15 protein-coding genes and 1 pseudogene are annotated in these 24855 nt (G+C 51.8%); 7 read left to right on the top strand and 9 right to left on the bottom strand.

Annotated elements, in window-relative coordinates; genetic code table 11:
- Positions 1–266: 266 nt before the first annotated feature.
- The 6 genes from I4W93_RS09485 to I4W93_RS09460 all read right to left on the bottom strand — a co-directional run bounded on the left by I4W93_RS09485 (position 267) and on the right by I4W93_RS09460 (position 9462).
- A complete protein-coding gene (locus tag I4W93_RS09485; RefSeq protein WP_205311166.1) occupies positions 267–1457 on the bottom strand; it encodes a hypothetical protein in 1191 nt (396 codons plus the stop codon).
- A 419-nt stretch (positions 1458–1876) separates the two neighbouring features.
- Entirely contained in the window at positions 1877–2644 is a 768-nt protein-coding gene (locus I4W93_RS09480; protein WP_205311167.1) for a peptidylprolyl isomerase, read from the bottom strand.
- A 71-nt stretch (positions 2645–2715) separates the two neighbouring features.
- Positions 2716–3405: a respiratory nitrate reductase subunit gamma gene (gene narI / locus I4W93_RS09475; RefSeq protein WP_205311168.1), complete on the bottom strand. Its 690-nt coding sequence runs from the start codon at positions 3403–3405 to the stop codon at positions 2716–2718.
- A 12-nt stretch (positions 3406–3417) separates the two neighbouring features.
- Positions 3418–4188, bottom strand: coding sequence for a nitrate reductase molybdenum cofactor assembly chaperone (gene narJ, locus I4W93_RS09470; RefSeq protein ID WP_224673362.1), 771 nt, complete (start codon positions 4186–4188; stop codon positions 3418–3420).
- A 5-nt stretch (positions 4189–4193) separates the two neighbouring features.
- Entirely contained in the window at positions 4194–5729 is a 1536-nt protein-coding gene (gene narH, locus I4W93_RS09465) for a nitrate reductase subunit beta (RefSeq protein WP_205311169.1), read from the bottom strand.
- A gap of 16 nt (positions 5730–5745) precedes the next feature.
- Positions 5746–9462, bottom strand: coding sequence for a nitrate reductase subunit alpha (locus I4W93_RS09460; protein WP_205311170.1), 3717 nt, complete (start codon positions 9460–9462; stop codon positions 5746–5748).
- Positions 9463–9796: 334 nt separating this feature from the next.
- Here I4W93_RS09460 and I4W93_RS09455 point away from each other — a divergent pair, with 334 nt between their 5' ends.
- Entirely contained in the window at positions 9797–11581 is a 1785-nt protein-coding gene (locus tag I4W93_RS09455) for an ATP-binding protein (protein WP_205311171.1), read from the top strand.
- 152 nt (positions 11582–11733) lie between these two features.
- On the opposite strand, the gene I4W93_RS09450 is transcribed toward I4W93_RS09455, so the two are convergent.
- Positions 11734–13350: an MFS transporter gene (locus I4W93_RS09450; RefSeq protein WP_205311172.1), complete on the bottom strand. Its 1617-nt coding sequence runs from the start codon at positions 13348–13350 to the stop codon at positions 11734–11736.
- Positions 13351–13670: 320 nt separating this feature from the next.
- Here I4W93_RS09450 and narL point away from each other — a divergent pair, with 320 nt between their 5' ends.
- The 5 genes and pseudogenes from narL to I4W93_RS09425 all read left to right on the top strand — a co-directional run.
- Positions 13671–14324: a two-component system response regulator NarL gene (narL, locus tag I4W93_RS09445; protein WP_205311173.1), complete on the top strand. Its 654-nt coding sequence runs from the start codon at positions 13671–13673 to the stop codon at positions 14322–14324.
- A gap of 14 nt (positions 14325–14338) precedes the next feature.
- Entirely contained in the window at positions 14339–15586 is a 1248-nt protein-coding gene (gene moeA, locus I4W93_RS09440) for a molybdopterin molybdotransferase MoeA (RefSeq protein WP_205311174.1), read from the top strand.
- A 131-nt stretch (positions 15587–15717) separates the two neighbouring features.
- Positions 15718–17343 carry a thiamine pyrophosphate-binding protein gene (locus I4W93_RS09435; RefSeq protein ID WP_205311175.1) on the top strand — a complete coding sequence of 542 codons (1626 nt, stop codon included), beginning with the start codon at positions 15718–15720 and terminating at the stop codon, positions 17341–17343.
- Positions 17344–17438: 95 nt separating this feature from the next.
- Positions 17439–18761, top strand: a complete 1323-nt coding sequence (gene trhP / locus I4W93_RS09430; RefSeq protein ID WP_205311176.1) for a prephenate-dependent tRNA uridine(34) hydroxylase TrhP — start codon at positions 17439–17441, stop codon at positions 18759–18761.
- A gap of 2 nt (positions 18762–18763) precedes the next feature.
- Positions 18764–18949: pseudogene (locus I4W93_RS09425) on the top strand (YfhL family 4Fe-4S dicluster ferredoxin); the annotation flags it as partial.
- A 296-nt stretch (positions 18950–19245) separates the two neighbouring features.
- On the opposite strand, the gene I4W93_RS09420 reads toward I4W93_RS09425, so the two are convergent.
- Positions 19246–21813 (bottom strand): chemotaxis protein CheB, encoded by a 2568-nt coding sequence (locus I4W93_RS09420; protein ID WP_224673361.1) that lies wholly within the window; start codon positions 21811–21813, stop codon positions 19246–19248.
- Positions 21810–22430 (bottom strand): nitrogen regulation protein NR(II), encoded by a 621-nt coding sequence (locus I4W93_RS09415; RefSeq protein ID WP_205311178.1) that lies wholly within the window; start codon positions 22428–22430, stop codon positions 21810–21812. Before I4W93_RS09415 ends, I4W93_RS09420 begins: the two co-directional genes overlap by 4 nt.
- 191 nt (positions 22431–22621) lie before the next feature.
- On the opposite strand from I4W93_RS09415, the gene I4W93_RS09410 reads away from it, so the two are divergent.
- Positions 22622–24844: an amidohydrolase family protein gene (locus tag I4W93_RS09410; protein WP_205311179.1), complete on the top strand. Its 2223-nt coding sequence runs from the start codon at positions 22622–22624 to the stop codon at positions 24842–24844.
- Positions 24845–24855: the final 11 nt, after the last annotated feature.

The following is a 24855-nucleotide window of genomic DNA, read 5'->3' as shown; positions in this document are numbered from 1 at the left end:
TTTTAGCTTAGCGGTTCACGCCGTCAAATGTTTGATCTGGATCATGTTTTCAGGCCCGTGATAAGTGGTGCTTTGCGCCAGGGCGCAGTTTTATTGCAGCTATTACCCCATCGGGAGTACAGTGATTTTCGGGTGCTTATTCATGCAGCAATAAAAAACCGCCCGCTGAAAACCAGGGGCGGTGCAGAGGAGCCAACAACAACATTGGCCAACGTGGATCTGAGAGAAAGTGGGTGCCGATGGGGCACAATAATGTGCCCCTACAATTACAACTGGTAGCTAAGCATCAGCCAGACTTTAGTAGTGTCTACCGCCAGTGTATCAGCCTGGTAGTGCGCCAGTTTTAGCAACGCAGACAGTTGTTTGTTCAGGCTATAGCCGGCGCTGGCATTGAATTCATCACCATATTTCGTGCTGCCAAGGTCGCTGTCAAAGCGGTGATAAGCCACACTGAGGGCAACCTTGTTGAGTGAGGTCTTGGCCTCTAGCCAGTTATCGCGCAGGCCGCTATTAGGCGTGTTAAGAAATATATCGGCAAAGCCGGAAAACGCATGCAAGGTGGCCAGCGGCGTTTGAAACGCGCTTTGGCCATCGCCGGCTAAACGCTCCTGGCCTGCTTGCAGTGTTAGGTTATCCAATGCCCAGCTTAAGCTTAAACGGTGGTAATGATGGCTGAAACTGAGCGCAGCATTATGCGCATCATCCTGTTTGGCCAGTGCTACCTGCCAGCTTAGTTTCGGGCCAGTGCTCAGCTTACCCTGATAATCAATACCGACCGTGCGGCTGCTGCGCAGCGCCCAGTTATCAAAGTCAAAATCATAACCAAAAGCCGCCAGCTGATGCGCCGGTGTCAGCTGCCATTGCAACAGGGCAGTATTAAAGCTGCCGCCCTGATCTGCCGCGGCGCCTTTGGGACCAAATACGCGGTTTACGTTATGGTAATGGCCTAACTCAGCACTCACACTGTCGCTGAACTGCTGTTGCAGCCGGTAACCATCCAGCGTTTGTTCATTCTGGCGCCAGCCAACGCCACCGACAAAGCGCTGGTTTAACTGGTTAACTAACTGGCGGCCGGCGCTAAACGTAGTGCCGCTCTCGTTGCTGTATTGCAGTAAAGCCTGATTAATATCGGTGCCTTTAGGGTCGGCCACCACGCTGTAGTCTGTTTTGCCATTTACCGTGCTGTTGTAGTTGTCGTTACCCAGCAGGCTAACGTTATCGAGCTGCACTAAAGCACTAAAGCCCGAAACGCGGCCGGTATTAACCGTTAAGCGGCTGCGCAGGCTAGAGGCGATAGCGTCGTCCAGTGCATTATCTTGCTCAACGTATTCTAAGCGATAGCGAAAATTTGCTGATACGCTGCTTTGCTTAACGGCGGTACTCAGTTCATTGGCAACAAGGCTGGGGCTGAAACAAAATGGTAAGGCAGACAACATCACAGCAGAGAAAGCTTTCATAGTGTATTCCTTTAGTCAGGGCCGCGTAGCAACGGGCTGATCTTAACGTGATTAAATAATTTATATAATTTAATTAAAGGGTTACCCAATAGTCGGTAAGCCTGCTCTGTTGTTGGTATCGGTGCAGTACTCCTTTTTTGCAGGTATAAAAAAACGCCAGCAGCTGTCAGTCCGTTACCGAACCTGAGCGACTGGCGTCTTTGCCATGATAGTTACTGTTATACCAACACGTTGGAATTAAGCAGTGGCTATGCCAGCTTTTATTCAGAAATTATTTTCATATAAATTAATAGCTTAAAATTTTGAAGCCGGGCAGAGCAGAATATCGGGTGCGATATTGGGGCGCTATTGTGCTAACACAGGGCAAAGCAGGCAGGGCGCCGCCGAAGTGTTAAAACATGGTGGCCCCAATTGCACCTTTACTGCATCAGCGGCGACGCCGACAGGTTAAAGTCGAAACCGTCTATCTCGGCATCGACAATTAGCGTATGAATATACTGTGCTACCGCTTTGCGGCGGACTTTTTCATTTAAATAATCAGCAATTTTCCGTTCAACGGCATTAAATGGCAGCAATTGACCGGCAACTTTGCGGGCAATATGCACAATATGATAACCGTAGCGGCTTTCTACCGGCTGGGGTAACAAGCCCGGTTCAGCGCTGAATATTTGCCGTTCAAACTCGGGTACAGTTTGGCCGCGGCTAATTTGGCCTAAGCTGCCGCCGGTTTCTTTTGATGGGCAGGCTGAATGGTGCCGTGCCAGCCCGGCTAATGGTTCACCTTGTTGTAGCTGGCTAATTAGCTGCTCGGCCAGAATTTTAGCTTCAACCCGGGCTTTGTCATCCTCCGGTGCTGCAGCCAGTAAAATATGGCTTAGCTCTAATAAAGGTGAGCTTTGAAACCGTTGTGGGTTAAGTTTGTAGTATTGCTCGCATTCTGCAGTACTGGCTTGCGGTATGGCCACTTCTGCGTTAATTAATGCATCAAGAAAATTATCATCGCTGGCGGTATTGGCTTCACTTTTTACGCTAAGCCCCAGTGTTTTGGCGCGCTGACGCAGCAGCTCACCAATAATCAGTGACTCGGCCGCCTTTAGCATGGCCGCGCGTTTATCGCTGGCCGGGTGGTACTGCATTTCGGCCATTATCGCCGCTTCGCTGATACTGGCTTGGTTGACTTGTATCATATTAAACCTCTGTAATCGGGTGCGTTGCGGGGGCGCAATTATGCGCCCCTAAAATGATCACCGGCTCTGAATTACCGCACAAAACGCTGGCGTACTATCTGGTGCTGACGGCTGATGTACTGCACCGGCACGCTAAGCATGTGTACTAAGCGGCTAAACGGAAACACCACAAACAACGTCATACCTAAAAATACGTGCAGTTTAAAAATCCAGTGCACGCCGCTAATAGCTTCTGCTGCTGCCACGCTGTTAAAGGTGACGGTGTTTTGCGCCCAGGCCATCAGTTTTAGCATCTCAGCGCCATCTAAATGCCCCATCGATACCGTGATACTCAGCAAGCCCAGAATTAACTGCGCATAGAGTAACAATAAAATGGCAATATCCATTGGGTTGCTGGTGGCGCGAATGCGCGGGTTAAACAAGCGGCGTTTAATCAGCACGGTTAAGCCGTAAAAGCAGATCAAGCCAAACAAGCCACCGGCGCCAATGGCGATAAGCTGTTTCATCTGGGTGGTAATACCAAACAGGTACCAAATTTCTTTTGGCATCAGTAAACCAAAGAAATGGCCTAAAAAGATGCCCAGCACGCCAATGTGAAACGCAATACTACCTTTGCGCAGTTGTTTGCCTTCCAGCAACTGACTGGAGCTGGTTTTCCAGCTGTACTGTTCGCGGTCGTAGCGGATCCAGCTGCCAATCACCATAATGGCGATGGCAATATAGGGGTAAATGCCAAAGGCAAACATATTTAAATGTGCCATGTTAATGCTCCTTTAAGCGCGCTTAGCCGCGGCTGCTTTATAAAGTTGTTGCCCAGCTTCTTCGCTACCTAATAACTCAGTACTGAGCGGAATAAACTGATCGCGGCGCTGGCCGTCGCTAGGCTTGTTACCTGTGCCGCAAGCCGAATTGGTTTGCTCGTTGCCGATAAAGCTGACCATTTCCTCTTCCCAGACTTTGTCCAGTGCCTTGGGCGTATCGTCGCGTTTTTCGCTGGCAATTTGTGCTTTAATATCGGCTAAATCGACTTCTGCCGCTGACAGCGCCACCAGGGTGGCGAATATGCTGGCGTAGTCAGACTCGCGCTGCTCAAGGCGGCATAGTATTACTGCCAATACCGGTGCAATTTCTTCCAGGCCAATTTGCGCGTTTTGCTCGCCTTGAGTAGATAAAAACTCCAGGTAAAGCGGCAGGTAGTCGGGCAGCTCTTTTACGCCGATGTCTAAACCGGCTTCGCGGTATTGCGCCATCAGGTTTACCATGGCCTGGCCACGGTCGCGCGACTCGCCATGAATATGCTCAAATATCAGCAAAGACAGTGAGCGACCACGCTCGAACAGGCTATCGTATTCAGATTGCCAATCCATTAGCTCACCACTGCAGCGCGCTGTAATAAACGCATTTAACTGCTGCTTCAGTTCGGCTGCGATAGCGGCATCAGCCACTATCGCCAGCAATTCTGCTTGGGCATCAATTAACGGCTGCTTCGGGTAGTCCAGCAGTAAAGACAATAGTTGTAGTATCGGCATGCTTGTTGTTGACATAGTATTTAATCCTTAATCTCAACCGGGATAACCTGACGCACGCCCTTGGCTTTAGTGCCAAACAGGTTTACGCCGTTATTGCCATCGCCACAGCCGTTGCCAAAACTAAAACCACAGCTTGATTTTAAGTCATAGGCATTTTCGGCATAGGCACGGTGGCTGGTAGGAATAACAAATCGGTCTTCATAGTTCGCCAGCGCCATATAGCGGTACATTTCTTCAACCTGTACCGGTGTTAACCCTACTTGTTTTAACACCTCGGCATCTTCTACACCGTCTACCTGCTGGGCGCGTTTAAAGGCGCGCATGGCTATCATCCGCTCCAGCGCGCGTACTACCGGCGCTTCATCACCGGCGGTTAGCATATTGGCCAGATAACGTAGCGGTATGCGCAGTGATTTCAGATCCGGAATTTCGCCATTCATACCAACATGGCCAGCCTGCACCGCACTTTGAATAGGTGACAGTGGTGGCACATACCACACCATTGGCAGAGTGCGATACTCCGGGTGCAGTGGCAGCGCCACTTTCCAGTCCATTGCCATCATATACACCGGCGAGCGCTGGGCGGCAGTAATCCAGTTATCACCAATGCCTTCAGCGCGGGCAGCGGCGATAACTACCGGATCGTGCGGATCAAGGAAGATATCCAGCTGCGCCTGATATAAGTCTTTCTCGTTTGGCGTATTGGCCGCGACTTCAATTTTATCGGCGTCGTATAGCAACACGCCTAAGTAGCGAATACGGCCAACACAGGTTTCTGAGCAGACTGTCGGCTGGCCGGCTTCAATGCGCGGGAAGCAGAAGGTACATTTTTCAGATTTACCGGTTTTCCAGTTGTAATAGATTTTTTTGTACGGACAGGCCGACACACACATACGCCAGCCACGACATTTGTCCTGATCAATCAGTACTATGCCGTCCTCTTCGCGCTTATAAATGGCGCCGCTGGGGCAGGCTGCCACACAGGCCGGGTTTAAGCAGTGCTCACATAAACGTGGCAGATACATCATAAAGGTCTTTTCAAATTGACCGTAGATGTCCTTTTGCACCACTTCATTGAAATTCTGGTCGATTTTACGTTTGGCAAACTCGGTACCAAGAATTTCTTCCCAGTTTGGGCCCCATTCAATTTTTTCCATGCGCTGGCCGCTAATTAGCGAGCGTGGCCGTGCTACCGGCTGGTGCTTAGTGTCGCCAACATTGTGTAAATGCTGGTAGTCAAAATCGAACGGCTCGTAGTAGTCGTCAATTTCCGGTAAGTCCGGGTTGGCGAAAATATTCGCCAGAATGCGACGTTTACCGCCGATTTTCAGCTCCAGCTTGCCGCTTTTATTGCGAACCCAGCCGCCGTTCCATTTTTGCTGGTTTTCCCACTCTTTCGGAAAACCAATACCGGGCTTGGTTTCAACGTTGTTAAACCAGGCGTACTCGACACCTTCACGCGAGGTCCAGACATTTTTACACGTGATGGAGCAAGTGTGGCAGCCGATGCACTTGTCTAAATTCAGTACCATGCCTATTTGAGCTCTGACTTTCATGTTACTTACTCCAACCTTATTTAGTATCTAACCAGTCAACGTTCTGCATTTTGCGCACAACGACGAATTCATCGCGGTTACAGCCAACCGTACCGTAGTAGTTAAAGCCGTAAGACTGCTGGGCATAACCACCGATCATATGGGTCGGCTTCATTACGGCGCGGGTGACCGAGTTATGAATACCACCGCGGGTGCCGGTAAGTTCGCTGCCCGGTACGTTTACAATGCGCTCCTGAGCGTGGTACATCATGCTCATGCCTTCCGGTACCCGTTGTGATACCACCGCACGGGCGGCAATGGCGCCGTTAACGTTAAAGATTTCAATCCAGTCGTTATCTTCAATGCCGGCTGCAGCTGCGTCGGTTTCACTTAACCAAACGATAGGGCCGCCACGCGACAGCGTCAGCATTAACAGGTTGTCAGAATAGGTACTGTGGATACCCCATTTCTGGTGCGGCGTGATCCAGTTCAGTACCACTTCTTTATTGCCGTTTGGCTTTTTATTCAGCACCGGCTGCACAGTTTTTAAGTTAATCGGTGGCTTGTAGCTGCACAGCTGCTCGCCAAAATCGCGCATCCACTCGTGATCCTGATAAAACTGCTGGCGGCCGGTAATGGTGCGCCAGGGGATCAGCTCGTGTACGTTGGTGTAGCCAGCGTTGTACGACACATGCTCATCTTCCAGCCCAGACCAGGTGGGCGAGCTGATGATCTTACGCGGCTGTGCAACAATGTCATTGAAGCGGATTTTCTCATCAGCCTTTGGTAGCGCTAAATGGGTATGATCGCGACCGGTAATTTTGCCCAGTGCTTCCCAGGCTTTCACTGCCACATGGCCGTTGGTTTCTGGTGCTAAGGACAAAATCATCTCGCAGGCATCGATGGCGCTGTCAATCTTCGCCATGCCTTTGTTAATGCCTTCGTCGGTATGCACCCGGTTCAGTTTTTTCAGGAAGCTGACTTCCTCTTTGGTGTCCCAACCAATGCCTTTGCCGCCGTTGCCGATTTTTTCCAGCAGTGGGCCAATTGAGGTAAAGCGGGCATAGGTGTTAGGGTAATCGCGCTCCACTATATTAATGTGCGGCATGGTCATACCCGGTATCGCATCACATTCGCCTTTCCACCAGGCTTTAACACCATAAGGCTGGGCTAATTCTGCTGGGGTGTCGTGGTGCATAGGCGTGGTAACCACGTCGGTTTCAACGCCTAAGTGGCCAACGGAGGCTTTAGAAAACGCCTTGGCAATGCCTTTGAAGATTTCCCAGTCGCTGCGCGCTTCCCATACCGGGTCGATAGCGGCGGTTAACGGGTGAATAAACGGATGCATGTCCGAGGTATTCATATCGTCTTTTTCGTACCAGGTGGCGGTAGGCAGCACGATATCGGAATACAGACAGGTGGTGGACATCCTAAAATCCAGTGTCACCCATAAGTCGACCTTGCCTTCGGCACCCTTGTCCGTCCATTCGATATCCTGTGGCTTTTTACCGCCGAATTCGCCTAAGTCTTTACCGAGCAAGCCATGTTTGGTGCCCAAAAAGTGCTTCAGCATGTATTCGTGGCCTTTACCGCTGGAGCCCAGCAGGTTAGAGCGCCAGATAAACATATTACGCGGGAAGTTTTGCGGGCTGTCGGGCTGCTCGCAGGCAAACTTAATGTTGCGATCTTTTAGCTGCTGCAGCACATAGTCTTTTAATTCTACCCCGGCGGCTTTGGCTTTAGCAGCCAACCCCAGCGGGTTAACGCCCAGCTGTGGCGCTGACGGTAACCAGCCCATACGTTCGGCGCGGGCGTTGAAGTCGACGATACTACCACTCCACTTTTCTTTATTCGCCAGCGGAGATACCACTTCGGTCATATCCAGCTTTTCATAGCGCCACTGGCTGGAGTGGTTGTAGAAGAATGAGGTACCGTTCATATGGCGTGGCGGTCTCTGCCAGTCCAGCGCAAATGCCAGTGGTGTCCAGCCGGTTTGTGGCCGCAGTTTTTCCTGGCCGACATAATGCGCCCAGCCGCCGCCACTTTGGCCGATACAGCCACACATCATCAGCATGTTGATCAGGCCACGGTAGTTCATATCCATGTGATACCAGTGGTTTAGTGCTGCACCCACTATAACCATAGAGCGACCGCGGGTTTTGTCAGCATTGCGGGCAAACTCGCGGGCTACACGGATCACATCTTCCGGGTTTACGCCGGTAATGGGTTGTTGCCAACCCGGGGTATAAGGCACGTTATCCAGGAAGGACTTGGCGCGGCTGTCATCACCTAAGCCGTTATCTACGCCATAGTGCGCCAGCATTAAATCAAACACGGTGGCTACTAAAGCACTGCTACCATCGGCCAGTTGCACGCGTTTGGCCGGAATTTTACGAATTTGCACGTCGTCATGTGCGGTATGTTGGAAGTATTGATACTCGTGCGGTGCACCACCAAAATACGGAAAGGCCACCTCAACCAGCTCGTCGCGGTTGTCTTTTAGCGATAGCTGTAGGTCAATCTCGCCGTCTTTATCTTTTTGTTCCAGGTTCCATTTGCCGGCCTGGCCCCAGCGATAACCAATGGCACCATTGGGACTGGTTAAGCGGCCATCACTGTTCAGCGCAATGGTTTTCCAATCCGGGTTATTGTCTTCACCCAGGTTATCGACTAAATCGGCAGCGCGTAAAAACCGGCCTTGGGTTAGATGTTTGTCACCTTGCTCCAGCATTACCAGCATCGGCATATCGGTGGTGCGTTTTACATAGTCGGTAAAATACGCACTTGGGTTATCAACATGAAATTCTTTTAAAATGACATGGCCAAACGCCATTGCCAGTGCCGCATCGGTACCCTGGCGCGGTGCTAACCAGGTGTCACCAAATTTAGACGCTTCCGAGTAATCCGAGGTAATAACGCAGGTTTTAGTACCTTTGTAGCGTACTTCGGTTAAAAAGTGCGCATCGGGCGTGCGGGTTTGCGGCACATTGGAGCCCCAAACAATAATGTAATTCGAGTTATACCAGTCGGCTGATTCGGGCACGTCGGTTTGCTCACCCCATACCTGCGGTGAAGCCGGTGGTAAGTCGCAGTACCAGTCGTAGAAGCTTAAACAGTTACCGCCAATCAGTGATAAATAACGCGCGCCGGCAGCGTAAGACACCATCGACATCGCCGGAATAGGCGAGAAGCCGGTAACCCGATCCGGGCCATAAGTTTTAGTTGTGTACACATTTGAAGCGGCAATCAGCTCGTTAACTTCATCCCAGCTGGCGCGGATAAAACCGCCTAAACCGCGGCGCTCTTTATAGCTTTTGGCTTTTTCCGGGTTGCTGACAATAGATTCCCAGGCTTTAACCGGATCTTTATGTACGGCTTTGGCTTCGCGCCACAGCTTCATTAATTGCTGGCGTACCTTAGGATATTTTAAGCGGTTGGCGCTATAGATATACCAGGAGTAGCTGGCGCCACGCGGGCAGCCGCGCGGTTCGTGGTTGGGTAAATCCGGCCGGGTGCGCGGGTAGTCAGTTTGCTGGGTTTCCCAGGTCACCAGACCATCTTTAACATAAATCTTCCAGCTGCACGAGCCGGTACAGTTAACACCGTGAGTAGAGCGCACAATTTTATCGTGCTGCCACCGCTGGCGGTAACCCTGTTCCCAGGTTCTGTCTTCATTGGTGGTAACACCGTGGCCATCGGCGAACGGGGCTTTGCGGGTTTTAAAAAACCGCAGTTTGTCGAGTAGGTGACTCATGGTTTACTCCTGGTCTTGTCCTGCATGAACAGACATATTGCTTTTCTGGTATGCACACTATAGAAACAACAGCGTGATGATGCTTGATTTAGATCATGCTAACCAGAGCGCTAAATAGCTGATAAAAAACGAAAATACCCACAAGGTGGTAGTGTGGGTAGCGCTGTAATCGCCGACAATAAGCGGGTGTTTACCTCTTGTGGTATGAAGTGGCAAGTGCCAGCTACTCCGGCGGGAAAAAGGGGGTAGCTCAATTGTGCCGGCGGTTTTTGTAACAAAGCGGCGGGATATCAGATAAGCAGGTATGCTTAAGCAGTAAATAAGCGGAGTGGTTATGCGACAGTTTTCTATTGTTACAAGGATTAATATCGCCCTGGCGTGTATTGTTACGTTGGCCATTGGCACTATGCTGGCGTCTTACTGGTTATCAGATAAAACCGATAACGATGCCCATGCGGTGAATGTGGCAGGTTCGCTACGGATGCAAACTTATCGCATGGCGTGGTTAATGCAGCAGCAAGACGAGCAAAAGTTACAGCTGGCCAAAGCGCAGTTCAACCAGAGCTGGCAGCATCCGGTATTTACCCGTTTTATGCATAACGACACTATAGCGGCGCAGTTTGATGCCGCCAGACAGTATTGGCAGCAAATTGAGCCGAAACTAACACAGTCGCCGCAGCAGCCAGCTCAGATTGAGCTGGCGTTGGCAGGGCAAATCCAGTTGCTGGAGCAACTGGTATCGCATATTCAGCAGGATGCAGAACAAAAGGTACGCAGTTTTCGCACCTTGCAACTGGTGGCGCTGCTGGCGACCGTATTACTGTCGGCAATAGTGATTTATTGGTTAAAGGTGATGGTACAGCAACCGCTTGAAGCGCTAACTCAGGGCGCAAAACGCGTAGCTATGGGCGATTTTACCCATCGTCTCAGCGTCGAGAACAATGACGAGCTGGGCACATTGGCGCACAGCTTTAATAAAATGAATGATTCTATCGGTTATATGTATGGCAATTTAGAGCAACGGGTAGAACAGCAAACCGAGACGCTGAAACATACCAATACCACCTTACGCTTTTTATACAACACGGCGCAGCGCATCAGTGAGCATGTACCTGAATATTCTGATTTTAATCAGATTATTGCCGAACTTAAACCGGTGGTTAAACTGGACGATCTGGAGCTTTGCCTGTTCACTCAGGAAGGCGACAGACCCTATATGCAACTGGTGCCCGGCGATACTGGCGCTGAGCCTTGTGTCGAGCAAAACTGTGGTGATTGTTTGACGCAGAGCGATAATGCAGGTTGCAATACGCATCAGTTTAATTATCTGTTACAGCGTGACCGCAAAAAATATGGCGTACTGGTCGCCCGGGTTCCTGAAGGCCAGCAATTGACACGCTGGCAACAACAATTGCTGGCATCAGTGGCCGATCAGCTGGCACTGGCGCTAAGCTTAAAATCTGAAGAGCAGCAGGTGCGCCGGTTGGCGCTAATGCAAGAGCGCACGGTAATTGCCCGCGAATTGCATGATTCATTGGCACAGGCACTGTCGTATTTGAAAATTCAGGTTACCCGGTTAAATAAAGCCACGCAAAAAGAGGATAAAGCCACTATTGCTGATGTGTCGGCCGAGTTAAAGCAGGGCTTGGACGCGGCATATCGGCAGCTGCGTGAGCTGTTAACTACCTTCCGGTTAAAAGTAGATGGTGAGGGCTTGCTGAGCGCTCTGCAAACCACGGTTAAGCAGCTTACTGAACAGTCTGAGTTACAGATCCGACTGGATTATCAGCTCACCAACGTTCCACTGGCACCGCATGAGGAAATCCACCTGCTGCAGATCATCCGTGAAGCCAGCCAAAATGCAGTGCACCACAGCCAGGGCAGCGAGCTGAAAATTAGCCTGCAACACAGTACAAACGGCATCAGTCTGGCGGTGGAAGATAATGGTATTGGTATACCGCAAGCGGCAGAAAAGCTTAATCATTATGGCCTGGCCATTATGCAGGAGCGCAGCAAACATTTAGGCGGGCAAATACAGATTGAGGCACGCAAAGAAGGCGGCACCGGAGTGTATTTTAGTTTTACGCCGGAGTATTTGTTACAGCAGCAGATGGCGTGAGCAATATCTAAGCCGCAATGATGGGGCGCCTGCTCGTATTAAAACGGGCGCCCCTACGGTTGTTTGGGTTTTATAACGGGGTTAGGTGTCTGCATCGATATTGTAGGGGCGTATATTTACGCCCCTTATGTTTGCGGGAATGGGGGTTTCTATTACGGATTATAAAACTCACCGTTTTTACGCAGGTAAAAGAACCAATTCACCAGCAAACACAGGCCATAAAAGATAGCAAAACCGACCATCGCATATTCTGGCGTGGCGGCTTTTATTTGCTCACCCAGCACCTGTGGAATATAAAAAGCGCCATAGGCTGCCACCGCTGATGTCCACCCCAGTACCGGGCCTGCCTGCTCTTTGGGGAAGACCACGGCGATGGTGCGGAAGGTTGAGCCATTACCAATGCCGCTGGCGGCAAATAGGCCTAAGAATATCAGGAAAAATGGCACAAAGTATTGCTCTGGCGTGGCACTTTGATACGCCAGCTGCATATAGTAAGCCGCACCCAGCGCACAGAGGATCATCACCACAGAGCACAGTTGGGTAACAAAGGCGCCACCGAGTTTATCGGCAATCCAGCCGCCAACAGGACGGATAAGTGCGCCGACAAAAGGCGCTATCCAGGCGTAGGTTAGGGCGCTTGGGCCGTTAGGGTTGGGCGTGCTGTGGGTCATTACGCCGTCTACCATAATGTGGCTGTAGCCAAATATTACTTTAATAGACAACGGAAACGCCGCGGCAAAACCGATAAATGAGCCAAAGGTCATCACGTACAGCACGCTCATCACCCAGGTATGTTTGTTATTAAAAATCTTATATTGCCGGTCCAGGCTGGTACGAATAGCACCGGGCAGCAGCTTTAATAAAAACACCGTGGCAAACAAAATGGCAATCAGCACGATTTCTTTCGGAATACCAAAGCCTGAACCATTGGCCGACTCTGGCAATATCAGCCATAGACCGGCAATAGAGGTAATAAAACCAATCCCCAACATCGCCAGAATAATACTGAAGGCCTTAACGGCCGAGGGCAGCTTAGGCGTCACTTCTTCGGTGTGAATATTATTGGTGCCAAACCAGAGTAAAAAGGCCAGTGGTACTAAGGTAATTAACCAGGCAAAACCGGCGTTTTGGATCCAGGTTTCAGTGCCGGCCGGGATAGTGCCGGTTACCGTGCCGCTGGCTTTGGCCAGCAGCATTGGCTCACCGCCGCCCAGCAGGCTAAACACACCGTACGACATAAAAATCGGCACCAGTATTTGCACCGTAGTCACGCCAAAATTACCCAGGCCAGCATTTAAGCCAAGTGCCAACCCCTGCTGCTTTTTCGGGAAGAAGAAACTGATATTGGACATTGATGAGGCAAAGTTACCGCCACCAATACCTGACAGCAGCGCCATCAGCTGAAATACCCACAGCGGCGTGTCGATGCTCTGCAGTGCTAACCCAGTGCCCACCGCCGGTAGCAGCAGCAAGCTGGTGGTTAAAAACAGTGTATAACGGCCGCCGCAAAGTCGGACAAAGAAGCTAGACGGTATCCGCAGCGTGGCGCCGGTTAAGCCGGCAATAGCGGTAAGGGTAAATAGCTCAGCGGTGCTAAACGGGTAACCAACGTTAAGCATTTGCACGGTGACAATGCTCCACAACATCCAGACACCAAAACCGCACAGCAAGCTGGGGATAGAGATCCACAGGTTACGATTGGCAATGGCTTTGCCCGTGCTGTGCCAGAAGTTGTCGTCTTCCGGTTGCCATTGTTTAAGATCTGACATAGTTCACTCCTGTTAGGAACTGCAATTTAAACTGTGCAAACTATGCAGGGCGTATCGCAATGTCACAATGTATCTTCGGTGTTAGCCGTTGGCGGCCCAGGGGATAGTTGGAGGTACCTATAAATTGGTAGTTTGTCAGTGTCGAATTTTTAATGGTGTTTAAAATCAGTTGCTTATTCATTTTAATTTGGCGCTAACTAACAACGGCTGGCTGAAAGCCAAATTGACTGATCTGTCATTTAACTGATTTATATCAAAGTTAGCCCCGCCTTGTTATAAGCTAATAGTTATAAAGAAACAGTTCAAGTTTGGAGCCAGTCATGTCAGAGCAAAAATCCAGCATTATGTTGGTAGACGACCACCCGTTACTACGCAAAGGTTTAAAGCAGTTATTGGCGCTGGAAGATGAGCTGGAGGTGATTGCCGAAGCCAGCAGCGGTTTAGAAGCGATACCGCTGGCAGTAGAGCTGGACCCGGATTTGATTATTCTGGATTTAAATATGCAGGGTATGGATGGCATTGCCACGTTAAAACGTTTACGTGATGAAGGCGTTACCTCGCGCATTGTAATGCTAACGGTATCGGATGCCGATGAAGATGTCGTCAATGCCATTAGCAATGGCGCTGATGGCTATTTGCTAAAAGACAGCGACCCCGAGCTGCTGCTCGAGCATATTAAGCGCTCGCTAACCGGCAAAATGGTGCTAAGCGAAGCCATTACCCAGGTGCTGGCCAGTGCGCTGCGCCGCCCGGCGGTGAAGCCCCCGGCTGAGCTTAACAGCCTGACCAACCGTGAACATGAAATCTTAAGTTTTATCGCCAAGGGCCTAAGCAATAAACTGATTGCCCGTGAACTGAATATCTCTGACGGTACGGTAAAGGTGCATGTAAAACATCTGCTGAAAAAACTTGGCCTGCGTTCACGCGTTGAAGCGGCGGTGTGGATGGTTAATCAACAAGGTAACAAGCTTTAAAGGAGTAACGCCTGATGCAAGACGCCCGCGCCCCGAAACCTATGCTCAGCGCTGAGCAGGCAATATTACAGATGCTGAGTGAAGTGGCGCCGCTGACACAATGTGTTAGTATGCCGTTAACCGACGCGCTGGATAAGGTGCTGGCGCAGCCTGTGCTATCAAACATCAATGTGCCCGGCTATGACAACGCGGCGATGGATGGCTATGCGCTGCGTGCCAGCGATGTTAAACCCGGCCAGCCGCTGACGGTAGCTGGCCTGGCGCTGGCTGGCCATGCTTATACTGAGCCGGTACCGGCTGGCAGCTGTGTGCGTATTACCACCGGTGCTGTAATGCCACTAGGTTTAGATACCGTGGTGATGCAAGAGCAGGTTAAGCTCACACAAACCGATTTACAGCAGCAGATCTTATGTCAGCTGGTGCCCGTCAGTGGCGAGCATGTGCGCCGTGCCGGTGAAGACATCGCTAGCGGGGCTGAAGTGTTTGCTGCTGGGCACAAACTGCGCCCGGCCGATATCGGTTTGCTGGCATCGATTGGTATTGCTAACGTAAAAGTATTACGCCAGTTAGAAGTGGCGATTTTCTCCAGTGGTGACGAACTGGTACCGCCAGGTCAAAGTCTGCCTGAGGGACACATATACGACAGCAACCGTTATGTTATCGCCGCTATGCTTAAGCGTCTTGGCGTGCAGGTTATTGATCTTGGCTTATTGCCGGACGATCCGCAGGCGATAGAGCAGGCGTTTTTGCAAGGGATGGCAAAGGCGGATGTGCTTATTACCAGTGCAGGTGTCTCAGTCGGCGAGGCAGATTATACCCGGCAAATTTTATATAAACTGGGCCAGATTAACTTCTGGCAGGTGGCGATAAAGCCCGGCAAACCCTTTGCCTTTGGTAAGCTGAATAACTGCTGGTTTTTTGGTTTACCCGGCAACCCCGTAGCGGCAGTCGTAACGCTGGATCAATTAGTCCAGCCGGTGCTGCGTAAACTTAGCGGTGAAAATGTGGTTGGCGAAGTTAAGCTGTTAAGCGCCGAGTGCGAAGTGCCGCTGAAAAAACAACCCGGCCGGATGGATTATCAGCGCGGCTGGTACTGGCAGGGTGAAAGCGGCTTAAAAGTAAAAACCTTAGGCGCACAAAGCTCCGGCATGCTGAGCTCTATCGCTAACGCTAATTGTTATATCGTGTTACCGCGTGACAGCGGTAGTCTGCCGGCTGGCGAAATAGTATCGATACTGCCGTTTTCTAATTTGCTGCGTTAAAACAAGGGCGCAAATATGCGCCCCTACCACCTTTGCGCCAGCGTAAGCCGGCGCAGCCTTGATCTGCATCAACACCGCTAATCGCAATAATCACCACACTGCGCCTGACAAAACGCAGAATTGGAGTGGTTATGCTATTGGTCGATGCCTTGTTGCACGAACTGGACGTGTTTGGTGTTAAGCAGTTATTTGGTATTCCGGGTGATTTTGTGCTGCCGCTGTTTGAACAGTTGCAGCAGCGCAATAGCCTGCCTTTGTATTATTTAAGCCATGAGCCCTCAGCGGTGTTTGCCGCTGATGCCGCGGCGCGCATCAGCAATAACCCGGCGGTAGTGATCTTAACTTACGGTGCGGGTGCACTTAATGCCGTTAACGCGGTGGCGCAGGCCTATGTTGAGCATGTGCCCTTGGTGGTTATTGCCGGTTTCCCCAGCGAAAGTGAGATTGACCGCGGTTTACTTATCCATCATCAGGCCAAAACGGTCGATTCACAACGTGATATCTATCGCGAGATCACCGCAGCGCAATTACGCTTAGACAACCCCCAGCGCGCTGGCGCAGATATCCGCGCGGCACTTAGCATCGCTAAACAGCAAAGCCGGCCGGTACTGCTGGAAATACCACGCGATGCAGTGCAGTTTGTCACCCGGCTGGCAGGAGAATATCAGCCAGAGCCAGAGTTGCAGGACGAATTGGCGCTGGCCACAGCGCATTTAGCCGAGCGCTTAGCTTATGCCCAGCGTCCGGTTATTCTGGCCGGGGTCGATGTACGTCGCTTTGATGCAGTAGCGGAGTTGGAAGCCTTAGCTATTCAGTTGAATATCCCCTTTGTCAGTACCTTAATGGGCCGCGCCAGTTTTAATCAACAGCATCCGCTGTATGGCGGTATTTTCCTGGATAAAACCGATATCCGGCCGACGCAGTTACTGCGTGATGCTGATGTCATTCTGCAAATTGGCGTGATTAAAACCGACAGTAACTTTGCTGCCCATAGCGAGCTGTTTCCGGCGGCAAAAGTGGTGTGCATAGAGCAAAACCAGCTGACGCTCGGGCTGGCAACCTACCATCAACTGGCATTAAAGCCGCTGTTGGCGGCATTAGCGCAGCAGCGCATAGTGCCGTTTGAACATGTGGCTGTGCCAGATATTACACTTGCACAGCCTGAATCTGCACAACAGCTGAGTGCCAGCAGCCTGGTAAGGCAGTTGGATGCGGTATTGACCGAGCGCAATGACACCATGCCGCTGATTTCCGATATTGGTGATTGCCTGTTTGCCTCCTTGCATGCCAAACCCAGCTTAATGCTGGCGCCGGCGTTTTATGCCTCTATGGGCTACGCCGTGCCAGCCGCTTTTGGCGTGCAGGCGGTTACCGGCTTACGGCCGCTGGTATTGGTGGGTGATGGCGCCTTTTTAATGACCGGGCTTGAGCTTGGTCACTGCGCCCGTTATGGCTTTGCCCCGATTATTGTGGTGTTTAATAACCAGCGCTGGGACATGATAGACGCCTTTGCACCCGGCCTTAACTGCACCAATTTAACCAACTGGCACTATGCCGAACTGGCGCGCGCTATGGGCGGGCAGGGTATGCAGGTTAATAACCTGGATGACTTTGAGCAGGCATTGCAGCTGGCACTTTGCAATGACAAACGCTTTAGCCTGATCGAAGTGATGCTGCCATCTGGTAGCCGTACCGCACGGTTGAATAACTTTGCCAGCGGCTTTAAAGCGGCTCAGCCGGCGCAGGCCAACTGTTAACCAGCGGCAGTTTGCGGCAGATCAAAGCCGGTTTTCCTACCGGCGTTAGACTAGCCGCCTTTTTATAGTTGTCATGTTGTGCCAGAGGCCCTGTTATGTTTAAACCTGAATTACTCTCCCCAGCCGGCAGTTTAAAAGCACTGCGCCTGGCGTTTGCCTATGGTGCCGATGCCGTGTACGCCGGCCAACCGCGTTACAGCCTGCGCGTGCGCAATAACGAGTTTGATTTAGCCGCGCTGGAAATTGGCATTAACGAAGCCCATGCGCTGGGTAAAAAGCTGTATGTGGTGGTTAATATTGCGCCGCATAACAGCAAGCTTAAAAGCTTTATTGCCGATATGGCGCCGGTGGTGGCGCTTAAACCTGATGCGCTGATTGTATCCGACCCTGGCGTGGTGTATTTGCTAAAACAGCATTTCCCACAGATGCCACTGCACCTGTCGGTGCAGGCCAATACGGTAAACTGGGCGGCGGTAAAGTTCTGGCAGGCACAGGGGGTAGAGCGGGTTATTTTATCGCGCGAGCTGGCGGTAGATGAAATAGCCGAAATCCGCGCGCAGGTGCCGGATATGCAGCTGGAAGTCTTTGTGCACGGTGCGCTGTGTATGGCGTACTCCGGCCGCTGTTTGTTGTCGGGCTATATTAACAAGCGCGACCCAAACCAGGGCGCCTGTACCAACAGCTGTCGCTGGCCCTATCAGGTGCATGCGGCAACCGAAGATGAAGTCGGCCAGTTTAAACCGATAAGCACGCCGGCGCTGCTGGAAGAGCAGGGCCGCCCCGGTGAGCTGATGGCGATAGATGAAGACCTGCATGGCACTTATATCCTTAATTCAAAAGACTTACGCGCTATTGAGCATGTGCCGGCATTAACCGCGATGGGCGTGCATTCGCTAAAAATCGAAGGCCGTACTAAATCGCCGTATTATGTCGCACGCACCGCTCAGGTGTATCGCCAGGCTATCGACGATGCCGTGGCCGGCAAAGCCTTTAACCCCAATTTACTGAATGAGCTGGACGGTATGGCCAACCGCGGTTTTACCGAGGGCTTTTTACGCCGGCATAAACCGCAGGATACGCAAAACTACCACACCAGCCACAGTGTCGGTGAGCAGCTGTTAGTTGGCGAGTTTATTGGCGGACAGGACAGCGAAGGTTTTGCGTTACTGGAAGTAAAAAACCAGTTTAGCGTTGGTGATAGCCTGATATTAATGTCGCCAGACGGTAATCAGTGTTTTACGCTGCAGGCACTGCGCGATAAGCAGGATCATGCCATTTTGCTGGCGCCAGGCGCTTGTTATCAGCTGAAGGTAAAACTGCCGCAGCAGTGTGACCTTAGCCACGCTATGCTGTTAAAGCAGCTTCCGGCACAGCCGCCATTAGCAGCTGAATTAGCGATTGACGCGGCGGCAAATTAAGCATGCCCGCTGTAATAGAAATTTCGTGCATAAATTGTGATATGTGCGTACCGGAGTGCCCGAATGCGGCTATTAGCATGGGGCCGAAACACTACGAAGTCGACCCGGCTTTATGCACTGAATGCATTGGCTACTATGATAAACCTACTTGTATAGCAGTATGCCCGATAGATTGCATTCATTTAAACAGCTAAACCGCTGCCGCGATAATTACAGTGGCAGGTATAGTTGTTATCTGCCCGCAATCAGGGTGCCATCTTCAAATCCGCAGACACCAAGCTGATTTAAACGCTTCGGTGTAATACCCTCCACCTGCTGTGTATCGAATATAAACGCATGGCGGCGGTTATTACGCGCGTCTACTAAGCCGTTGATATGTTTTATGGCAGCTTGTGAGGCTTCAAGATTCCAGGCGCCGTTTGCACTCAGGACAAAAATGTCGTTGTCATGTCAGCCTTATATCTGTTCAGTAACCGCCATTAGGCTAGTGACGCGATTTTTCGCGCAGTGCGGCTTCGAGCTTTTTGGTGGCACTGATATCCACCAACGTGATAACTACGCCGTCTATCACATTATCCAGCCGCCGGTATGGCATAATCCGCACCGAAAACCAGCGCTCGTCGGTGGTTGGAATTTGTTTTTCGCTAAATTTTAGTGTGCGCAAGGTATCCAGCGCATCCTCGTGTAAGGCCGGATACTGCAGGCTGCTGGTTAAATCACTTAGTGGCCGGCCCAAATCGCTTTCCCGCAGGTTAATAATATTCGCCGCGCGGTCGGTATAACGGCGCACGTTGAGCTGCTGATCTAAAAACAAAATCGCAATTTCGACGCTGTTCAGCGTATTTTGCAGATCGCTTTGTGCCAGCGCCAGGTCATCCAGCTTAGCCTGCAATTCGGTATTAATGGTTTGCAGCTCTTCATTCATCGACTGCATTTCTTCTTTCGAGGTGGTCAACTCTTCATTAGTTGACTGCAGCTCTTCATTGGTCGATTGCAACTCTTCGTTGCTCGACTGCAGTTTTTCTTTTGAGTTGCGTGTTTCCTCACGCAAGGACTGAATTTCATCCAGATATTGCTGCTGCACTGCTGCCAGGGAAAAGTCGACATCCTCTGCTTCCTGACTAAGATTGGCTGCAGCAACATCTCGAAACACAATCATGGTCATACCTTGTAAGGCACCGGGCTCTTGCAGGGCCTGCACAGTAACATCCACCTGCATGCTTGTGTCGTCGTTTGTTAGTGGTAAGCGGTGCAATTGTAACGGTGCAGCTTTGGTCTGCGCTTGTTGCAGTGCCATCGCCAGGGGCAAACGCAGCGTTTCACGCACCATGGCATGAAAATTCCAGTTGGCTTTACCTGCGGCCGGTTCCAGATATTTACCGGTGCGGCCGCTGATGTAAACAATATCACCGGTGCTGTTCAGTACCACCGCCGCCGGTGCATACACTTGCAACAATACCTGATCGGCTGCCGTTTGCAGATTATCGCTCTGTGGCTGAGGTGTTTTATCAGTAGACACCAGGGGCTCCTTGGCTAAGGTTGATAAAGGCGGAAACGAATGCACCGGCAAACTACGAGTTGTCTTTGCTAGCGCTTCCTGGCGTTGAAAAAGCCGCAATTTTGCTTGCAGTGGCACAAATAAATCCTGACTGCGGCCTACCGTTTCTGAGCTGCCCAGTAATAACATGCCGCCGGGGCGCAGACTGTAATGCAGCAGTGGCAGTAACTTGCGTTGCAACAGGCTATCAAAATAGATCAGCAGGTTGCGACAGACAATCAGATCCTGGCGCGTAAATGGCGGGTCCAGTATCACATCATGCTGGGCAAACAACACCATATCGCGAATTGACTGGTTAATTTGATAATAACTGTCGTGGCGGGTAAAAAACTGCTGCAGCCGCTCAGGGCTAACCTGTTCGCTAATTGTCAGCGGATATTGGCCACGCCGGGCTTTGGCGATGGCGTCCGGGCTAAGATCAGAGGCGAAAATTTTTAAGCTGATATGGCGCAACTGCGGTTGGTGTTCAAGTAACTGCCGGAATACTATCGCCAGCGAGTAAGCTTCCTCACCGGTTGAGCAGCCAATGCACCAGGCGCGCAGCGCACTGTCGCCTTGTTGTAACAGCGCCGGCAGGGCGTGTTCAGCCAGATAATCCCACACGGCTGTGTCGCGGAAAAACTGTGTCACGCCAATCAATAGTTCTTTAAACAGTAAGTCATTTTCCTGCGGGTTGCTGGCAAGAAAAGCCACATATTGCGGCATGTCACTAAGGTTGTGAATAGCCATGCGTCGCTCAATCCGTCGCTGCAAGGTACTGGTTTTATACAGTGAAAAATCATGCCGGCTATGGCTTTGCAGCTGGGTAATGATTTGTTGCAACGGGCTGCCCGCTGCTTTTGGCTGTTGTTCCGCGTCCGCGTCCGCGTCCGCTTGCGTCTGCGGCATTTTTACCGGCGTCGCCGTCATTTGCACTATTGCCGACTGTATTCGTGCGGGCAGTTCAGCCGCCCCGGCAATAATATCAACACAGCCGCTGGCAATAGCAGCTTGTGGCATCGAATCAAATTGCGCTGACGCTGGTTGTTGCACGGCAATCAGGCCGCCGGCGGCTTTAATGGCCTGAGCACCGAGCGTGCCGTCACTGCCCATGCCAGACAAAATAACGCCAATGGCGTTCTCCGCCAGGCTGTCGGCAAGTGACTGCAACAAAATATCCACTGGCAGGCGCAGGCCGCGCGCTTGTTTTGGCTTAGTCAGCTGCAGTGCAGCGTTGTGCACTCTGAGTTCAGTATCCGGCGGGATCACATAAACCTGATTGGCGCATACCGGCATGCCTTGTGTGGCTTGCTGCACCTTCATGCTGGTGACACGTTGTAATAGCTCGGTCAGCAGGGCTTTTTGTGTTGGGTCCATATGTTGCACCACTATCCAGGCCAGGCCACTGTCTGGCGGCGTGTGCGATAAAAACTGCTCTAATGGCTGCAGCCCGCCAGCGGAGGCACCAATGCCGACAATACCAGCCAGAGTGTTTTTGCTAGCGACAGTATTCACGTTAGCATTATCAGTATGGTGTTGTGATCAGGGCTCAGAGTTATGCTCAGCTGCATGCTGTCTGCTGTTGAGCGCGGCTCTGCTGCACGGCTGACAGGGGTAGCGATTAGCGTCGCGCTTTGCTGGTTACGCTGCACTTTGGCTAGCGCAGCGCTTAGCATCGGCTGGCAGCTTGGACAAAACAGCGAGAACACCGGGCGGCCACACAATGACTCGGATGCGTGCTCAGCTACATTCGTTGCTGCGTGCGAAAATAAACGCCCTGCGGCGTCATTAGCCGCGATAATAGTGCCGTTAAGGCTCAGCATCAGACAGGCCAGTGGGCAGATGGCAAAGAACTGCCGGTAGCACGACAGTTCCTGACTGTGCTCACGCTCATCGTGTTGTAGTTGTTCCAACTGCACATCTAACTCGACCTGATAGGTTTGTAATTCATGCAGCAATTTCAGGCCGTCACTGGCGGTATTGGCGGTACTGCTTAGCCGGTATAGTGCGCCCAGCGCATCGCTGCTGGCAGTAGAGGCATTGTTAAGCTGGGCGGTACCGGTACGCAGTTGCTGTTCAGCTCGCTGGCGCAGTTCATTGCTTATCGGTGGTGGAGTGAGCTTATCGGTCATACAAACCTGCGGTAACGCTAAGACGTGCTGCAGTATAGGCTTAATACCGGGTACTGCACATCGAAATTGCCCATTGTGGCGCGGGATTATTGCCATGTATTGCGCAGCCGCAAGCTTTAGCACTGTGACTATACTTAAGCCGTTTTTAACTTTACCCTAACGACAACAAGATTTTCGGCAGCGGAGCAAAGATGAAACAGCAATTTTGGGCACTGATATCATTGTTGGCAATAATGGTTATGGCGCTGGCGGCCTGTGTCAGCAGCGACATGTCTCCACAGCAGACAAACAGCGCAGCGCAGTTGTTGCGGCTGGATTATGTCAGCAGTATCGATAGCAGCAAACGGCAGTATTTTGTCTATTTACCGGCCGGTTATCAGCAAAACAGTGACAAAAAATGGCCGCTGATGCTGTTTTTACACGGCAATGGCGAGCGCGGTAATGGCCAGGATGAGCTGGACTACACCTTAATCCATGGCCCCTTGTACGAAGCCTGGGTGCAAAAGCGTGACCTGCCGTTTATTATCGTGGTGCCGCAGCTGCAGATGTTTGATATGGCGCAGGTGCCTTATATTGCCAACCGCTCGCGCGCTGATATTCCCGGGCGCCTGACAGATGGCGTGCCGCCGCGGCCGGAGCTGTTTTCGTCCACCAGGCCGATTGCACCGGCTGAACCGGTGGGTGATATGAGCACAATACCGCCGCTGTTACCCGACGGTTGGGAGCGGGCAGAGCAAGATCTGCTGGCCATGCTGCAAAACGTGCAGGCCAATTACCAGACCGACGCCGGCCGGCTGTATTTAACCGGCATCAGTTACGGCGGCTTTGGCAGCTGGTTTATGGCCAGTAAGCATCCGCAGTTATTCGCTGCTGTGGCGCCCGTTGTTGGCTGGGGCCATCCGGATCTGATGCCACCTATTGCACAGGCGCAAACGCCACTGTGGGTATTTGCCGCTGGGCGTGATTCGGCCGTCAATAAAAATTACTTTTACCCCGGCATTGAAACTCTGCGCCAACTGGGCCATAGCAAGGTACGGTTTAGCATGCTGGAGCAGGCCGAACACGATGCCTGGCGGCAGGTATATGCCGGCGAGGATTTATATAGCTGGTTATTAGCGCAGCAAAAGCCTGTGGCCGACGTGGCGATGACAGTGTTTGATCAGGTGCATGTATTAGCAATGGACTCAGATCAGCTGCTGCGTAATCAGCGCGTACTGGTGCAGGGCGATCGCATTATTGCCGTCGCGCCGGCTTCTGAACTGGCCGTTCCAGAGGGGGCCACTGTGATTGACGGCGCGAGCCGCTACCTGATGCCGGGTCTGGCCGAAATGCATGGCCATGTGCCGCCATTGGCAGATTTTAGCGGCATGCCGGCGCGTTATCTCGACGATGTCTTAACGCTGTATCTGGCCGGTGGTGTTACCACAGTGCGCGGTATGCTGGGGCACGATCAGCAATTGCGCTTAAAAGACGATATCGCCAGTGGTAAACGGCTCGGGCCAACGTTGTATCTGGCCGGGCCGAGCTTTAATCAGCATACGGTCACATCGGCAGAGCAAGCACGCGAGCGGGTACGCCAGCATAAGCGGGAGGGCTGGGATTTACTGAAAATTCACCCGGGTTTAAGCTTGGAGCATTATCAGGCAATAGCTGATGAAGCGCATAAACAGCAAATCGATTTTGCCGGCCATGTGCCGGAAGCGGTAGGCATTGAGCAGGCCATTTTACTTGGCAGCCGCACCATCGATCATCTGGATGGGTATATGGCAGCGCTGGGCGGTTTTGACAAAGCGCTAACCGCAGCCGATATGGCGCCGTTGGTAGCGCTGACTAAAGCCAACAATGTCGCCGTAGTGCCTACCCAGGCGCTGTGGCAAACCATTATCGGCGCCTCTGATCCGGCGCAGTTACAAAGCTATGATGAGCTGAAATATATGCCGGCGCGGGTAATTGCCGGCTGGCAGCGTTACCTGCAGCAACCTTCTGGCGCCTACTACAGCGGCGACACTGCGGCGCTGCATGCGCAAAACCGCCAGCGTTTGCTGCGAGCGTTAAATGAGGCTGATGTCACGATATTAATGGGTACCGACGCGCCGCAACTGTACAGCGTGCCCGGCCTGTCGCTGCGCCGTGAAATACCCCAAATGGCGGCAGCGGGCCTTAGTAACTACGACATTTTGCGCAGTGGCACCGCGCTGGTAGGCGAGTATTTTGCCGATAAAGACCGCTTTGGCCAGGTTAAAGCCGGCCAGCGCGCCGATTTGCTGTTGCTGGAGGGCAACCCACTGCAGGATTTATCCGTGCTGTATCAGCCGGCCGGGGTCATGGTGCGCGGCCAGTGGTTATGCCGGGCAACGCTGGATAGCAAACTGGCCGATATCGCCGCCGCGCGGTTGGCAGAAAATCAACCCTAAGGAAGCTGATG

Origin of the sequence: Rheinheimera maricola (assembly GCF_016918075.2) — a bacterium.
Classification (GTDB): Bacteria; Pseudomonadota; Gammaproteobacteria; order Enterobacterales; family Alteromonadaceae; genus Alishewanella; species Alishewanella maricola_A.
This window is presented reverse-complemented; position numbering and strand designations above follow the sequence as displayed.

What these genes read in the sequence shown, in the direction of transcription:
- I4W93_RS09485 (WP_205311166.1), bottom strand. Translation starts at nt 1,457, where the DNA reads ATGAAAGCTTTCTCTGCTGTGATGTTGTCTGCCTTACCATTTTGTTTC.
- I4W93_RS09480 (WP_205311167.1), bottom strand. Translation starts at nt 2,644, where the DNA reads ATGATACAAGTCAACCAAGCCAGTATCAGCGAAGCGGCGATAATGGCC.
- narI (WP_205311168.1), bottom strand. Translation starts at nt 3,405, where the DNA reads ATGGCACATTTAAATATGTTTGCCTTTGGCATTTACCCCTATATTGCC.
- narJ (WP_224673362.1), bottom strand. Translation starts at nt 4,188, where the DNA reads ATGTCAACAACAAGCATGCCGATACTACAACTATTGTCTTTACTGCTG.
- narH (WP_205311169.1), bottom strand. Translation starts at nt 5,729, where the DNA reads ATGAAAGTCAGAGCTCAAATAGGCATGGTACTGAATTTAGACAAGTGC.
- I4W93_RS09460 (WP_205311170.1), bottom strand. Translation starts at nt 9,462, where the DNA reads ATGAGTCACCTACTCGACAAACTGCGGTTTTTTAAAACCCGCAAAGCC.
- I4W93_RS09455 (WP_205311171.1), top strand. Translation starts at nt 9,797, where the DNA reads ATGCGACAGTTTTCTATTGTTACAAGGATTAATATCGCCCTGGCGTGT.
- I4W93_RS09450 (WP_205311172.1), bottom strand. Translation starts at nt 13,350, where the DNA reads ATGTCAGATCTTAAACAATGGCAACCGGAAGACGACAACTTCTGGCAC.
- narL (WP_205311173.1), top strand. Translation starts at nt 13,671, where the DNA reads ATGTCAGAGCAAAAATCCAGCATTATGTTGGTAGACGACCACCCGTTA.
- moeA (WP_205311174.1), top strand. Translation starts at nt 14,339, where the DNA reads ATGCAAGACGCCCGCGCCCCGAAACCTATGCTCAGCGCTGAGCAGGCA.
- I4W93_RS09435 (WP_205311175.1), top strand. Translation starts at nt 15,718, where the DNA reads ATGCTATTGGTCGATGCCTTGTTGCACGAACTGGACGTGTTTGGTGTT.
- trhP (WP_205311176.1), top strand. Translation starts at nt 17,439, where the DNA reads ATGTTTAAACCTGAATTACTCTCCCCAGCCGGCAGTTTAAAAGCACTG.
- I4W93_RS09415 (WP_205311178.1), bottom strand. Translation starts at nt 22,430, where the DNA reads ATGACCGATAAGCTCACTCCACCACCGATAAGCAATGAACTGCGCCAG.
- I4W93_RS09410 (WP_205311179.1), top strand. Translation starts at nt 22,622, where the DNA reads ATGAAACAGCAATTTTGGGCACTGATATCATTGTTGGCAATAATGGTT.